General features: G+C 43.4%; 10 protein-coding genes. 8 read left to right on the forward strand and 2 right to left on the reverse strand.

The features are described from left to right. Positions 1–49 precede the first annotated feature (49 nt). Positions 50–2128 carry an alpha-amylase family glycosyl hydrolase gene (locus tag RH949_RS01135; RefSeq protein ID WP_006104326.1) on the reverse strand — a complete coding sequence of 693 codons (2079 nt, stop codon included), beginning with the start codon at positions 2126–2128 and terminating at the stop codon, positions 50–52. 538 nt (positions 2129–2666) lie between these two features. On the opposite strand from RH949_RS01135, the gene RH949_RS01140 reads away from it, so the two are divergent. From RH949_RS01140 to RH949_RS01150, 3 genes are read left to right on the forward strand one after another with little or no spacing between them, the layout of a single operon-like run. Continuing rightward, positions 2667–3443, forward strand: coding sequence for a thioesterase II family protein (locus tag RH949_RS01140; RefSeq protein ID WP_006104301.1), 777 nt, complete (start codon positions 2667–2669; stop codon positions 3441–3443). A 52-nt stretch (positions 3444–3495) separates the two neighbouring features. After that, positions 3496–3732: an MbtH family protein gene (locus RH949_RS01145; RefSeq protein WP_006104221.1), complete on the forward strand. Its 237-nt coding sequence runs from the start codon at positions 3496–3498 to the stop codon at positions 3730–3732. A 17-nt stretch (positions 3733–3749) separates the two neighbouring features. Next, positions 3750–5384, forward strand: coding sequence for a glycosyltransferase family 39 protein (locus RH949_RS01150; RefSeq protein ID WP_006104218.1), 1635 nt, complete (start codon positions 3750–3752; stop codon positions 5382–5384). Between the two features lie 76 nt (positions 5385–5460). Here the strand turns inward: RH949_RS01150 and RH949_RS01155 are convergent, their stop codons facing one another. After that, entirely contained in the window at positions 5461–6789 is a 1329-nt protein-coding gene (locus tag RH949_RS01155) for a cysteate synthase (protein ID WP_446351670.1), read from the reverse strand. 248 nt (positions 6790–7037) lie between these two features. Here RH949_RS01155 and RH949_RS01160 point away from each other — a divergent pair, with 248 nt between their 5' ends. From RH949_RS01160 to RH949_RS01180, 5 genes are all read left to right on the forward strand, one after another. Continuing rightward, positions 7038–7862, forward strand: coding sequence for a phytanoyl-CoA dioxygenase family protein (locus RH949_RS01160; protein WP_006104318.1), 825 nt, complete (start codon positions 7038–7040; stop codon positions 7860–7862). A 142-nt stretch (positions 7863–8004) separates the two neighbouring features. Beyond that, entirely contained in the window at positions 8005–9027 is a 1023-nt protein-coding gene (sbnA, locus tag RH949_RS01165; RefSeq protein ID WP_006104236.1) for a 2,3-diaminopropionate biosynthesis protein SbnA, read from the forward strand. Positions 9028–9160: 133 nt separating this feature from the next. Continuing rightward, a complete protein-coding gene (gene sbnB, locus RH949_RS01170) occupies positions 9161–10213 on the forward strand; it encodes a 2,3-diaminopropionate biosynthesis protein SbnB (RefSeq protein ID WP_446351671.1) in 1053 nt (350 codons plus the stop codon). 72 nt (positions 10214–10285) lie between these two features. Then, complete coding sequence (locus RH949_RS01175; protein ID WP_446351672.1) at positions 10286–12007, forward strand: cyclic peptide export ABC transporter; 1722 nt, start codon at positions 10286–10288, stop codon at positions 12005–12007. A gap of 61 nt (positions 12008–12068) precedes the next feature. Beyond that, the coding region (locus RH949_RS01180) for a non-ribosomal peptide synthetase (protein WP_446351673.1) at positions 12069–15248 on the forward strand (3180 nt) is incomplete at its 3' end.

Consider the following 15248-nt stretch of genomic DNA (forward strand, 5'->3'; position numbering starts at 1 on the left):
AGTCGTCTCCAAGGAGATTAATCCCAAAAATAACTAAGGTCTAAATTTATCATTTATGTTTAATAATATCAGGAATTTTCGCCTCAACGATCGCACTTTTTTGAGAGTCTTTCCAGAGTTTTCCGATCACAAATGTGAAGGGTGAAAGTCGAATTCGCAGCCCCCCTTCCACAAAATAGAATGCTCCGCCCGCCGTCGTCATAAGCATATCAACTCCGTCGAAAGCACCATACCACTTAGGCAGTGTTAAAGCATGATCAGAGACAGCTTTTGAGCCAAGGTTCATCGCCACCAAGATCGGCGGCTCATCAGTCGTCCCATGAATGAGTACACACCAAAGACCATCCTTTCTCGAACACAGTAGGGTACGCTTCCCACTCTGAATTAAGCGACTTTTAAACCGAATTTCGGCAAGCTGGTGAATCAGCACAAAGGTCGAGTGGTTCCGGCTATATGGCTCGAAACTTTTTTGGTTAATTGGACCAAAATGCCACACACAAGCCGGGTTATCAAACATATCCTCCCTCACATAGCAATCATGACCAATCCAATCTCCTGTATCCTCTCGTTGATGCATGCCGAGCGCACCAGAAAATTCCTGCTCTGTTCCTTGATAAATTGAAGGGATTTGAGGTCCTAGAACCAAGCAAGCAATAGCAAAATGAAGACGGACGCGAGCCTCGTCTTGATTAGGGATACGACTCAAAAATTCGTGAAATATGCGAGTTGTGTCTTGGTTATCCAAGAACATAATATTGTTCCTCCAACCCGCATGATAGGGCTGTGATGGAGTCAGAATTCCACAAAAATATTCGGCAAAACCCCCTAGCCAGTTGGCATCAGCAAGAGAGTGCTTGACAATATAGTAGGTTGGATAATCTAGTAAATTTGAGAATTTGGCACTATTATATGCAATCAATTCTTCGTGGCTACTTCCAGCGTGTTCGGCGATCTGTAAAAACTGATGTTTACCCAGGTACTTAGCAAACCGTGATATTTCCTCAACGCAAGGTTCCCAAAAATCTAGACCAACATGACGGGCTGAATCGTATCGAAAGCCATCAATATCCGTTTGAGCAATCCAGTATTTCAAGTGTTGAATCAGCAGTTCGCGAACATAGCTTGTTTCTGTACGCCAATCTTCCAAGAAGCCAAAGAGTCTTTGATTCACCATATCGGTGTATTCCGGACCGTGAAACAGGGAGGTGTTGCGGACTTCTACCGGAAAAGGCATCACAGCGGTATCATCACCGTGTACATATTTGAATTCTCCACCAGGAGGACCTCCATATTCTTCCCACTGAATACTATCAGCGATGTGATTATTAACCACATCTAAAATTACAGCGATGTCAGCTTCATGGGCTTTAGCCACCAGTTCACGTAAACAGGCTAGTGTTCCTAGACGTGGCTCAACCATCAATAGGTTGATGGGATGATAGCCGTGGTATCCGTCAGCGGCGTTGACATACACAGGACTGAGAATAATGGCTCGTATTCCTAATGATTTTAAGTAGTTGATTTTCTCAATCACACCACGAATTGTGCCACCATGGCTAGCGTATGGACAAGACGGATCGTACTTGACCGCACCTAAACCCGTGCGATGGCGGTCTGAACCTCGAGCAAATCGATCAATGATTATCGAGTAAAACAGACGTGCATTCCAATCGGTAGGGCTAGGTGTCATGGCGACAACGGGCTTTGGTCCATACAACGGTTGATTGTCAACAAACCCAAGGAACACGGATGGGATCTCAGCCATTGACCGAGGCGCTTCATCGCAGACCAACAGAAAACGTGAGTGTTGACTGGTATGCTCATTACCGAACTTATCCAAATAACCCAGCCAGTATCGACATCCTCCCCCACTACTGATCGGTGGTAGGATGACTGAAAACATTTTGAACCCATTTTCGACAACGCTTTCCGTCTCGGCTGTAATTTGATGGGAATCGCAATATCCTTGTCCATCATTCAACTCATAGATGATTTGACCGCAATCTGGATGTTTATCAACAGCGACACCAAATCTGATGCGGATTTTTTCCTCACTCCTAAATACCCAAGTAAATGGTGCAGTACCGGGTTCAAGATTGACTTCACAGTATTCTTTAAAGTAGCGCATACAAGATCTGATGGATAACGTTGGGAATTTTTACCTCGTTGACTTGACTTCCTCTGTGACGGTGTGCTACGAATTCCGTCATTTTTGAAAATCGATGTCGAGTAGCAAATGAATAACATCATACGACAACAAGTGTGGCAAACGAAAGGTAAAACGCTTCAATGAGGGCGGCGTTGTTAAGACGATAAGTCATATAAGGTTTGTCCCTGTGTCACCAGCGCTCCCCAAGCTTGTCTCCCTGACTCTCCTAAACCTCTGATTGGTCTATTTGATTTGTGCAATTTAGAATAACTAAAAAAAACAAACTGTAGTTACTAAAAGCTAGCAATTACAAGAATTTTGCCAATCTATGTCAATCACCCAAAAACCTATTTGTTTGTACAAATCATTTAGACAAACCTTAAAAACAGCTTAATTTACAAAAATTTACATACAATTTTCGGTCTATGTCCGGCGGCTTGTGGCAAAATATAGCAAAGCTTAAATCGAATAAAATCACTCAAAAAGTGAGATTCAAATCAACAAGCCTTAAATCATAATGAGGAGGACATCAACGGTCGATACCAGGGGAATCTATCCCCAACCCAATACCCAGGCAAACTTACGTTTGTTTTGTTTTCCCTATGCCGGAGGTGCGGCTCGGATATTTCGGACATGGGGCGATAGCCTACCCAAAATGGTCGAGGTTTGTCCTGTGGAATTGCCAGGACGGGGAAAGCAGATCCGGTTAGCTCCTTTTACCCGATTACAACCCCTGGTTGAAGCACTTGCTCAAGCCCTACTTCCCCATCTAGATAAGCCCTTCGCCTTCTTTGGTCACAGTATGGGCGGATTGATCTGCTTTGAGCTGACCCGTCACCTGCGTCAACAGTACGGCTTGAATCCCGTTCACTTGTTTATCTCAGGTCGTCGCGCCCCGCACCTACCCGCTCGTCATTCACCCATTCACGGGCTACCCGATTCCAAGTTCCTGGACAGGTTACGCCGTTTAAATGGTACACCTCAAGCTGTGTTGGAGAATGCCGAACTGATGGAGTTGCTGCTTCCTATCCTGCGATCAGATTTTGAGGTGTTGGAAACATATATTTATACATCTGAGTCACCCCTGAATTGTCCTATTTCTGCTTTTTGTGGTTCAGATGATCCAGAAGCTCATCCGGATGAGGTGGGAGAGTGGCAGATGCAAACGCGGACTTCATTCTCATTAAATACACTGCCTGGAGATCACTTCTTTTTGCATTCCGCTGAACCGTCGCTGTTGAAAATTATTACCCAAAAATTGTTACATCATATTTCTATGATTGTCCATCAATAATTAATGGCTATGCCTTCAACCCAACAGAATCATGACCGAAAAGGAGATAAGAATGAATAGGGAAAACCAGGCTGATCAGGAAGACCGGGTAATTTACAAAGTTGTCAAGAATCACGAACATCAGTATTCTATTTTGCCCGCCGACTGGGAAAATCCTCTAGGTTGGTGGGATGGAGGCAAACGTGGTTTCCAGACGGAATGTCTGAGCTATATTCAGCAAGTCTGGACAGATATGCGCCCGAAAAGCCTACGCCAGAACATGGACGATTCTGTGAGCAAAGTCGTTTGACAGAACAGGTTTAATAGATGGAAAACCCACAATTATTAGCCAAGGTTAATCCCCCGAATTGGTTAAAATTTCTGGTAATAAGTTTGATTGCTATAGGTATTTTCTTTCGCTTTGCCCATATTGGACAAAAATTTTACTGGGGTGATGAATGTTTTACCTCCCTAGCGATTTCTGGTCACACACTAGCTGAGGTTCAACAGGAGATCTTTAATCATCAGACTCCCATTCCGGTTACGACTGTAGAAAAATATCAACATATTGATCCAGAGCGAACTGTGGCTGACACCGTGAACTACTTAATCACTTCAGATCCACAGCATCCGCCTTTGTATTATGCGACGGTGAGATTGTGGGCGCAAGTATTTGGGGATTCTCCTGTGGTTTTAAGGAGTTTATCAGCGCTTTTTAGTCTGTTAATATTTCCCAGTGTGTACTGGCTGTGTTTAGAGTTATTTGAATCTCCAGTTGTGGGATGGATAGCCATGGCATTAATGGCTGTTTCTCCCTTACAAGTCGTCTTTGCCCAAGAAGCACGCCAATACAGTCTTTGGATGGTAACGGTTCTTATCTCAAGTGCGGCTTTATTGCGAGCTATTCGTCGGGATAATAAATTGGGTTGGGCGGTGTATGCTCTTACGTTAACCTTGGGGTTATACACCCATTTGCTAACAGTTTTAGTCGTGACAGCATTCGGCATTTATGTTGTTATCAGTCAACGTCGCATCCAAACAATACTTAATTATATTATGAGTGCAGCCGCTGCTTTTTTGCTGTTTACCCCTTGGATAATTGTGTTTATAAATAACCTGGAAACAGCCTTACAACTAACATTTGGGTGGACGTTAAAAATAATAGATAATCCTTGGGATAGAATCGCTATTTTTTTGATGAGAGCCACCCGAACATTTTTTGATATTAATTTAGCTTCCGACTCTTTTTGGATTGAAACGGTTACTCAAGAAAGCCCTTTTGTGTATGGCATTTTTACATTGACATTAGCTTCAATTTTAATTGTTTTTTTGTCAATAATTTTTGCTAAAATTATACCCAAAAATGCGGGAACATTTCTCGTTTGCATGGCTAGCTTTACGGGAATATTTATACTAGCTTATGATCTGATTTTTGGCGGAATTCGCTCTCTTTTGATTCGTTACCAGTTACCCTTATGTTTAAGTCTAGAAATTGCTATTGCCTATGGAATAACGTTTTATGTTTTTGCCCCCAAAAGCCATGAAAAAATTGTTGGTGGAGTAATCATAGCCGGGTTAGTTATAGCCGGATTAGTTTCTGATGTCACGCTTTTTCAAGCCGAGAGTTGGTGGACACAAATAGAAGGAAAATACATTATGAACATCGCGCAAATAACTAATCAATCAGAGAGTCCTTTGTTGATTAGCAATAACTCGCCTCTAATGGTTGGAACAATCCTCGCCTTAAGTCATCGTTTAGAACCAAAAGTTCACTTACTTTCCCCCCTGGATAATCAGTTGATTAAGATTCCGCAAGATTACCGTCAGATTTTCTTATTTTATCGTAAAAATAGTTGGTTTAATCAACTCGAACAGGATGAAGATTATGATCTTACCTATGCCTTTGATTTGCCGGGTCCATTGGGAGGATTGTGGCGATTTGAAAAACTGGCACGATCCTAGTTTAAGGATCGAGGGAGTAACTGAAAAACGCTGTAGCGCTTTTCAGGCAGTTGTTTCCAAGATGACTTGAGGATTGTCAACAGCTTTTAATCGTTGATCCAAATAATCCGATCACTTTCTCTAATGTCTCTGGCGCAAAAAGTGCCTGTTCGTCGAGACAAAGAGATGGCTCAACAGGAATCAACCTTTGATTTAACTGGTCTTGATGCCATCGCCCACCTGTAATATGGAGAAGAATGATCGCCGTCCGGTCAATCTGTTCATCGGTTACAGCCTTGTGCAGAGTCGCAAGGGCTACGCCTGCAGCTGGCTCGATATGGACTCCTTCAGTTTCTTTGAATAGTTCAATGGCACGGATGGTTTGGAGATTATTAGCTATTAACATATCGCCCTGACTTTCCGTCAGCACATCAAAGACTCCTCCTTTAACCGAATAAGGGGGTTGTCGATTTGATAAAACATCAGCCACAATTTGCTGTATTTGCTTCTTCCCAATTTGGCTGTCAATGCTGACTAACTCTCGCCGTTTTGAATGCCAGGAGTTGTAAATCGGAACAAAGGGAAAATTTTGGCTCAACATCAGGCGTGGGAGTTTTTGACCAAATTGACCATCAGCAACCAGCCTCTTTGCTGCTTCATGAACAGCAATTCCCCCAGCACCACTGCCGATCGCTTGAAAGTAGTAGTCTGGCAATTGTCCAATCTGCTCAACAGCATTGAGTAGAGTTGTACCAATTCCATCACGTCGTCCCACATTTTTCACACCTCCCTCGATAAAAAAACCGTTAAGTTGTGATACACGATTGGCAAGAGCGATCGCATCGTAATAGTCGGTGAAGCCAGTCAAAGACACAACCTTTACATAGGGATCGAGGGGTTGGGAAAACTGCATTTTGCCGAGTCCGCTTTGAGGAATAATGATCAGACATGGCACTTGATTCTGGGAACAAACATGGGCAAACGCTGCCGCCGTATTGCCGGCTGAGGGAACAACCAAAATACCGTCGTGTTTATCTGGAATTCGCGAAAGCACGGCGTAGGCTTCCAGATCTTTGAAGGTAGCGCTTTCAAGTGTGGCACCTTTTTCTGACCAATAACCGTTGAAGGCGATCCAGAGGTTGGGAAGACCTAAACGTTGGTTAAGTTTTTGACTTTGGTACGTTACTGTTCCCCCTGCTCTACTCGTTAAGTTACGAATGATCGGCAGCCAGCTTCTATATCGAAAAATACCTGGACTATGCTCATCCGGCTTAAACTGTTTAGTCGAGTAGTTTGTTGTCAGTAGTGTCGGCTCGTGTTGAGTTGGACATTCCAAGATGAACCCATTGTCATCGAGTTGAGTTTGACAAATTGGGCACTTGATTTTATGTTGATAAGTTATCACTGATTTGAGGTTTTCAGTCATTATTTATACCGATGCTTATGGGGAGAGTAAGCAAGCTAAACCATGCAATCACAGTTTAACCTAGATTCAGGTTGTGTGGATCAATAAAATGGAATAGAATATCTGATAATTAAGGCGTAAAAAGTTTTGCTTTTTCCAGATTATGGTGTATTATATTGATCGGTATTATTCGGATGGCTTGTCCTAGCAACGCCCTGAGTAATTTCCTGAAAAAAAGCCAACAAGTTTGAAATATGGGCTAAACAATCATGCTCTTATCGGAAAATCAGCGCAAAGATTACGAAAAAAATGGATTCTTATTTCTAGGTGACTATTTCTCTCATCAAGAAATTAGCCACCTACAGAGAGAACTTGAAAGGCTACCCAAGGATGCTCCAGGTACGATTTTAGAGAACGACAATAAAACAGTACGTGCTTTGCATGGTTGTCACGAATATAGCCAAGTTCTTAAGAGCTTGGTTCAACACCATCGTTTGGTACAGCCCGCTCAACAAATTCTCAACGAACGGGTTTATCTTTACCAGTTTAAAGTGAATATGAAAGCTGCTTTCCGAGGTGATGTGTGGCCCTGGCATCAAGACTACACATTTTGGTATAAAGAAGATGGTCTACCTCGTCCTGAGGTATTAAATGTCAGTATTTTCTTGGATGAGGTTAATCATTTTAATAGTCCTCTCTATCTAATTCCTGGCTCTCACAAGTATGGATTGATTGATGTTGAAGCGAGGGAATCTAATGGTCATGGCGAAGCTGCCGATTGGCAAGCTAATTTCAGCGCTAATCTTAAGTACTGTTTGAGCCAGAATAATGTTGAGCAAATGGCAAAAAAACGTGGGATTGTTGCTCCGGTTGGTGCCAAAGGTTCTGTCCTGTTTTTTCATGGTAATATAGCTCACGCCTCTGTGCCTAATATTTCTCCTTATAATCGTCGGCAAATTATTATTACCTACAGCAGCGTCCAAAATATTCCCATCCCTAAGAAACAACGGCGACCAGAATTTTTAGTCTGCCGAGATTACACGCCATTACAACCTGAAAAAGATGATAGTCTACTACAATTTAATACGGTTTAGCGTATACCCTGTCGGTGGTGTTATGTATATTTTAAGCTGCACAATATGTTTCAATAATTTTTAATAATGTTTCCCTCGAAGCGAGTTAATAAATTAAATAGCGAGAACTTAGCCAATCGAATCGTGTAGATAATTAGAAAAAATGAAATTAACTAAGCAGTATCCCGTTGAAGATGCGTTCATCGATATAACTTCAATCAATGAAGGTGTTTTAGGGACAATAGGAACTACGCCATTAGTTAAATTAAACCGTGTTTTCAAAGATGCTAAATTTCAACTTTTTGGCAAACTGGAAATGTTTAATCCTGGAGGTAGTATCAAAGATCGTTCAGCCTTTAATATTATTAAAAATGCGATTTTTAGAGGAGAGATTCAAGCCAACAGTACAATTATTGAATCAAGTTCTGGGAATTTAGGCATAGGCTTGGCGCAAACCTGTGCGTTTCTAGGGTTACGTTTTATCTGTGTTGTTGATCCCAAAACAACCAAGCAAAATATTAACATTCTCAAAGCTTATGGGGCAGAGGTTGATCTGGTGACCAAGCCCGATCCAATCACTGGCGATTTTTTGCCCGTTCGCATTGATCGAGTTAAATTATTGCTAAGTTCTATTCCGAATAGCTTTTGGTGTAATCAATATGCCAACGTAAATAATGCCTCTGCCCATCATCAGACAATGCACGAAATAGTCACATCCCTTAATGGAAAACTTGACTATTTATTTTGTTCAACCAGTAGCTGTGGCACCCTCCGTGGCTGTGCTGAATATATTAGAAGTAACAACCTCAGTACAAAAATTATTGCTGTTGATGCGAAGGGAAGCGTCATTTTTGGCGATAAACGAGCCAAGCGACTCTTACCAGGACATGGGGCGGCGCGAGTGCCAGAATTGTTCCAACCGGGATTAGAAGATGCCTATATCCATGTATCTGATTTAGACTGTGTAGTAGGCTGCCGCCATTTGCTCCGTTGGGAGGCAATATTAGCGGGAGGCTCATCCGGAGGAGTGATCAGTGCGATCGCGAAAAAAAGAGCAGACATTCCAGAGGGGGCAACTTGTGCCGCGATTCTGTGCGATCGCGGCGAGCGCTACCTTGATACTGTCTATTCCGATAGTTGGGTTGAAGAACACTTCGGTACGTTGAATGTTACGCTGTTGAACTGATAATAGGACGCCTTGCTGACTCAGGAGACTCTGCTGAACAATTAGGGACAAAATAGCCGGGATTTTAAACTTGAGCAAGAATTGACGTTTATCAAAATCATTGTCAGACTAAATAAGAAAATCAACAACCAGCATGGAAAACTATAATACAAGCAACATTGATAACGTCCTTCTTCTCAAAGGTGATGATATTATTAATCTCTTCAAAAACCGCGAACAGGACATCCTGGATCTGGTTAAATTAACCTATAAGATACATGGTCGAGGCGATAGCACCCTGCCTCATTCTAGTTTCTTGCGTTTTCCGGATAAAAACAAGGAACGAATTATTGCCTTGCCAGCTTACTTGGGCGGTGAGATTAATACAGCAGGCATTAAATGGATTGCTTCTTTTCCCGGTAATTTAGCTAGGGGGATGGAAAGAGCCTCAGCTATTTTAATTATTAATTCGACCGAAACGGGGCGTCCACAAGCTATTATGGAAGGCTCTGTTATTAGTGCCAAGCGCACGGCTGCGAGTGCAGCACTCGCAGCGCATTTCCTGCGAGACCAGCAATCGTTGGTTACAGTAGGTTTGATTGGCTGTGGTTTAATTAATTTTGAAACGGTTCGCTTCCTTTTGAAGGTTCGCCCGGAAATCGAGACCTTGTTCCTTTATGATGTGAGTTTGGAAAAATCGGATCAATTTAAACGTAAATGTCAGCAATTATCTCAAAACAGAGAACTGGTAATTTTAGATAATCCCGATGATGTGTTAAAACATTCCTCGGTAATCGCCTTGGCAACAACAGCAAGCCAACCCCATATAGTTGATATTTCAGCCTGCCAATCCGATAGTATTATTTTACACACGTCACTACGAGACTTGTCCCCTGAAATCATCTTATCCGTGGACAACATTGTTGATGATATCGATCATGTGTGTCGGGCGCAAACATCGATTCATCTGGCTGAACAAAAAACCGGGAATCGAGATTTCATCAGATGTCCCCTGAGTGATATCCTCAATGGTGTGGCTGCTCCTCGGCAAAACAACAGTCAAATTGCTGTATTTAGTCCCTTCGGGCTTGGTGTACTTGACCTAGCTTTAGGACAACTAGCCTACCAACTAGCAGATGAGACTAATTTAGGGACTAGGCTGACATCATTTTTCCCGGTGTCATGGTTACAGCGTGAAAACGAGTAAGGGAGTGAGGAGCAATCAATACAACATCAAAGCCAATCGCTTTTTATTTGAATTCGTTAAGCCCCCAAAACTATGTATCTCATTCGTCTTCTTGTAACATCCTCTTGGAAAGTTATTGTTATTGCCGCTATCACGAGCTTACTCAGCGGATTAACGACGACAGGGATCATTGCGATTATTAATAATAGTGAAGTTGAGCCTTTAGGGGTAAATAAATTAATTATTATTGGTTTTATTTCGCTCTGCTTTTTTCGTTTTATTAGCAACATCCTTTCTCAAACTCTATTGATATCGCTGGCACAAGAAGTTATTCTAAATCTTAGAATGCTTTTGAGCAAAAGGATTCTAGAATCGCCTTTGCCTCATTTAGAAAAGCTGGGCAATCATCGTATTCTGGCTACACTGACTGATGATATTCAGTCAATCTCTAGTGTCGCTATAATTTTACCTAGAGTTTGTGTTAATGCTGTTATTGTCATCAGTTGCTTGGTTTATCTATGTTGGCTTTCTCCTACCGTGTTTCTGCTTATCCTCGTTTTTCTGGTAATCGGAATCGGAAGTTATCAGCTAACCGCTAATAAGGCAAGAGAATTTCTGGGTTTGGCTCGGGAACAGCAGGATAAACTGTTTAAAGAGTTTCGCGGTATCACCGAGGGAACCAAGGAGTTAATACTTCATGAGATAAAACGAGAAATCCTGTTGCAAGATTTGCAAGAAACCGCACAATCCTACCGACATGAAAATGTGGTTGGTATGAGTCTATTTGCGGTAGCAACAAGCTGGGCGCAAATTCTTTTTTTCGTGGCAATTGGTATCGTTATTTTTCTATTGCCCACTTTAAACAATGCTCAAAGTCATGTTTTGTCCGGTTACGTCTTGACAATTACTTATCTGATTGTGCCGTTAGATTCTATCATGACTTCCTTAACTACATTCAGTAAAGCTAGGGTGGCGCTGGACAAAATTAAGTTGCTTGATTTGAAATTAATGTCTGCTGACGAAGACAGTGATAAAGATAGGTTGAGTTTAACCACCAGTAATGAAAGGCAGACGCAGACTAATAGTATTAGCCATGAATTACCTCAGTCCGAGCCGTTAATTCCTTCCCTACAGCTCCAGTGCCTAGAACTGAGCCATGTTACTTATACCTATCACAATGAAATTGATGATTCTGTTTTTACAGTCGGATCGATTGATTTAAAATTCTACCCAGGAGAAATCGTTTTTCTGATTGGAGGCAATGGAAGTGGAAAGTCAACCTTGATCAAAATTTTAACGGGTCTTTATTATCCAGTAGATGGAAAAATATTACTCAACAGTCAAGAAATAAATGCTGAAAATACTGATTGGTATCGACAGTATTTTTCGGTGGTTTTTTTCGACTTTTACCTATTTGAAAATTGGTTGAATTCTGGTAAAATTATATCGGACGAAAATATCCATGATTATCTGGTTAAGCTGCAACTTAATGACAAGGTAAAAGTCAACAATGGTGTACTTTCAACCATAACGCTATCTCAGGGGCAGCGAAAACGTCTTGCTTTACTCTCTGCTTACCTAGAAGATCGACCGATATACGTGTTTGATGAATGGGCTGCCGATCAAGATCCTGTCTTTAAGAACGTTTTTTATACGCAAATATTGCCTGACTTGAAACAGAAAGGAAAACTTGTTATCGCGATTACTCATGATGATCAGTATTATCATTTATCCGATCGAATCATTAAATTAAATAATGGTAAAGTTGAACATGAAATATTGCCAGAAATCAATTTATTATTGAATCGATGTTAATGAACAAGAGTTGAGCAGCGATTCTCTGTTAATTATTAAGAATTGGATAAATCGTTACAGTATGGTTAATCTAGTCTCAGAAGATTTGTATATTTTCCCCTTATCCTTTGCTCAAGAACGACTCTGGTTTCTCGATCAGTTAGAACCGGGTAACACGTCTTACAATATTTCGAGTGCATTACAGCTAGAGGGTCAACTGAATATTGCGGCGTTAGAGAGCGCGATACAGGAAATCCAGCAACGTCACGAAGTTTTGCGAACAACCTTTCAGGTTATTGATGGCGTACCCTGTCAAGTCATTGCTAGCTCTGCACCCCTATCTTTATCGGTACTGGACTTGAAGGGGATGGCGTCAGAGGCGCAATGGGGTAAGGTACAACAGCATATCAGCGAAGAAGCTAGCAAACCCTTTAACCTCTCCTCAGACTCCTTGCTGAGAGTGAGCTTATTACAACTCGCTGACTCTTCTCATGTTTTACAAATCACTGTACACCATATAGTGGCAGATGTTTGGTCAGTAGGGATTTTTATTCGAGAGTTATCAATACTCTACCAAGCCTTCTGTCGAGGAGAATCTTCTCCCCTCGTCGAGTTACCCATCCAGTATGCTGACTTCGCGGAATGGCAACGGCAATGGCTGCGGGGAGATGTGCTAGAGTCTCAACTCGACTACTGGAAACAGCAGCTAGCCGGAGCGCCACCCCTGCTAGAGTTGCCTACAGATCGACCTCGTCCTCCAGTGCAAACCTTTCAAGGGAATAGGCATCGATCTCAATTCAGTGCTGATCTGACCCGCAAAATCCGACGCTTAAGTCAGCAGGCTGGAACCACCTTGTTCATGACGCTGCTCGCCGCTTTTGCGCTGCTGTTGTCACGCTACAGTCATCAGCCGGACATTCTGGTTGGGTCCTCTATTGCTAATCGTAATCGGAAAGAGATAGAGCCACTGATTGGCTTCTTTGTTAATACCTTAGTGCTGCGGATTAACTTACAGGGTAATCCTAGCTTTTGGGAGTTGTTACAACGGGTGAGACAGATGGCGCTAGAGGCTTATGATCACCAAGACTTACCCTTTGAACAGCTCGTTGAAGCCCTGCAACCCGATCGCAGCCTGAGTCACAACCCCCTGTTTCAGGTGATGTTTGAGATGCAGAATGCGCCCGTTGGCACGCTGGAGTTGTCGGAGTTGACCTTGACGCCACTGACACCTGAACACACCATCGCCAAATTTGATTTGATGTTGACAATAGGCGAGGGAGAGTCAGGATTATTCGGAACCTGGGAGTACAACAGCGACTTATTTGAGGCGGACACGATTCGTCGCATGAGTGAGCATTTTCAGACCATGGTAGGGGCGATTGTTGATGATCCGGATTGTCCAGTCCGGCAAATTCCGCTGCTCACCGATGGGGAACGAGAGCAATTGCTCGTGGAATGGAACAACACCCAGAACGATTATCCTCAGGATCAGTGTATCCATCAACTGTTTGAAAAGCAGGTGGAAAAAACCCCAGAGGCAATAGCCGTTGTATGTGAGGGGAAACAGCTAACCTATGCCGAACTGAACAGTCGAGCCAATGGTTTAGCACGGCGGCTGGTGGAGTATGGCGTCCGATCCGAAACCCTAGTTGCACTATTCGCCGATCGCAGCATTGAGTTCTTGACGGGCATGATCGCCATCTTCAAGGCAGGTGGAGCCTATCTGCCCATTGATCCCCAGTATCCTCAACAACGCATTAGTGAGGTTTTACAGCAGAGTCAAGCCCCCTTTGTATTGGTATCCCAACCCTTGGAATCCATTCTTGATCAAGCCCTAGACAGAATCGGTTCACCAGCCCAACCCAAACTCTTGCACCTGGAACAACTCTGGGAGCAGCCGCCAGCCGAAAACCTGACCATTGACTGTCAGCCCTATCATCTCGCCTATGTGATTTATACATCAGGCTCGACAGGAGTCCCGAAAGGGGCAATGGTTGAACATCGGGGCATGGTGAATCACTTATATGCCAAAATCAAAGACCTGCAACTGACCCATCGCGATCGCGTCGCCCAAAATGCCCGCCAGAGTTTTGATATTTCAGTTTGGCAATTTCTGGTCGCCCTGTTAGTCGGCGGTCGAGTGTATATCATCACTGATGAGGTGGCGGCACAATCGAGTCAACTGCTCTCTCAAGTCCAGCAACAGCAAATCACCCTTTTGGAGATCGTGCCATCCTTGTTACGGATGGTGATTGAAGACCTCAAGGGTGAGCAGCACAAACGGTTCGACTTGTCAACATTACGATGGTTAATCCTGACAGGAGAAGCATTGCCCCCCCAGTTGTGTCGTCAGTGGTTCGACTACTATCCGACCATTCCCATGGTCAATGCCTATGGTCCGACTGAATGTTCTGATGATGTCACCCATCAATTTATTTTCCAGCCGCCTACGACCGAGGTCTTAAATATGCCCATTGGTCGTCCCGTGGCGAATACAAGATTGTATGTGTTGGATGCTCAATTGCAACCGCTACCCATTGGAGTAACCGGAGAACTCTATGTTGGCGGTCACGGTGTAGGACGAGGCTATCTGAAAAATCCGCAACGAACAGCAGAAGTCTTCATCTGTGACCCCTTTGCCCAAGAGCCAGGACTCCGACTGTACCGTACAGGCGATCGGGTTCGCTACCTGCCCGACGGCACAATTGAATTTCTGGGTCGGATGGACTATCAGGTGAAAATTCGAGGTTTCCGCATCGAACTCGGGGAAATAGAAACCGTTTTGACTCAATGCCCACAGGTCAAGGAGACGGCGGTATTAGTTTGGGAAGACGCTGATCAGCATAAACGTTTGGTCGCTTATGTGGTGCATCAGGGAGAACAACCGACCATCAGTACACTACAGGGCTTTCTCCGGCAGAAATTGCCCGAATACATGATACCTGCCGCCTTTGTGTTCTTAGAGGCTTTACCCTTGACCCCCAACGGCAAACTCGATCGCCGCGCCCTGCCCGAACCCACCCTTGATCTCGCTTCACAGTTGGCTTGGACACCGCCAAGGACACAAAAAGAAGAAATAATCGCCAACGTATTCGCTTCAGTCCTCAAACAGCCCCAAGTGGGTATCCATCACAACTTCTTTGAACTGGGTGGACATTCCCTCTTGGCCACTCAAGTCGTCTCGCGACTGCGGCAAATCTTCCAAAGAGAAATCCCCCTACGCACCCTATTTGAAGCCCCCACCGTCGCCGAATTGGATGCC

Origin of the sequence: Coleofasciculus sp. A1-SPW-01 (assembly GCF_040217205.1) — a bacterium.
Lineage (GTDB): Bacteria > Cyanobacteriota > Cyanobacteriia > Cyanobacteriales > Coleofasciculaceae > Coleofasciculus > Coleofasciculus chthonoplastes_A.

Excerpts from the sequence above, each read along its gene's own strand:
- RH949_RS01135 (WP_006104326.1), bottom strand. The coding sequence starts at position 2,128 with ATGCGCTACTTTAAAGAATACTGTGAAGTCAATCTTGAACCCGGTACT.
- RH949_RS01145 (WP_006104221.1), top strand. The coding sequence starts at position 3,496 with ATGAATAGGGAAAACCAGGCTGATCAGGAAGACCGGGTAATTTACAAA.
- sbnB (WP_446351671.1), top strand. The coding sequence starts at position 9,161 with ATGGAAAACTATAATACAAGCAACATTGATAACGTCCTTCTTCTCAAA.
- RH949_RS01155 (WP_446351670.1), bottom strand. The coding sequence starts at position 6,789 with ATGACTGAAAACCTCAAATCAGTGATAACTTATCAACATAAAATCAAG.
- RH949_RS01150 (WP_006104218.1), top strand. The coding sequence starts at position 3,750 with ATGGAAAACCCACAATTATTAGCCAAGGTTAATCCCCCGAATTGGTTA.
- sbnA (WP_006104236.1), top strand. The coding sequence starts at position 8,005 with ATGAAATTAACTAAGCAGTATCCCGTTGAAGATGCGTTCATCGATATA.
- RH949_RS01140 (WP_006104301.1), top strand. The coding sequence starts at position 2,667 with ATGAGGAGGACATCAACGGTCGATACCAGGGGAATCTATCCCCAACCC.
- RH949_RS01175 (WP_446351672.1), top strand. The coding sequence starts at position 10,286 with ATGTATCTCATTCGTCTTCTTGTAACATCCTCTTGGAAAGTTATTGTT.
- RH949_RS01160 (WP_006104318.1), top strand. The coding sequence starts at position 7,038 with ATGCTCTTATCGGAAAATCAGCGCAAAGATTACGAAAAAAATGGATTC.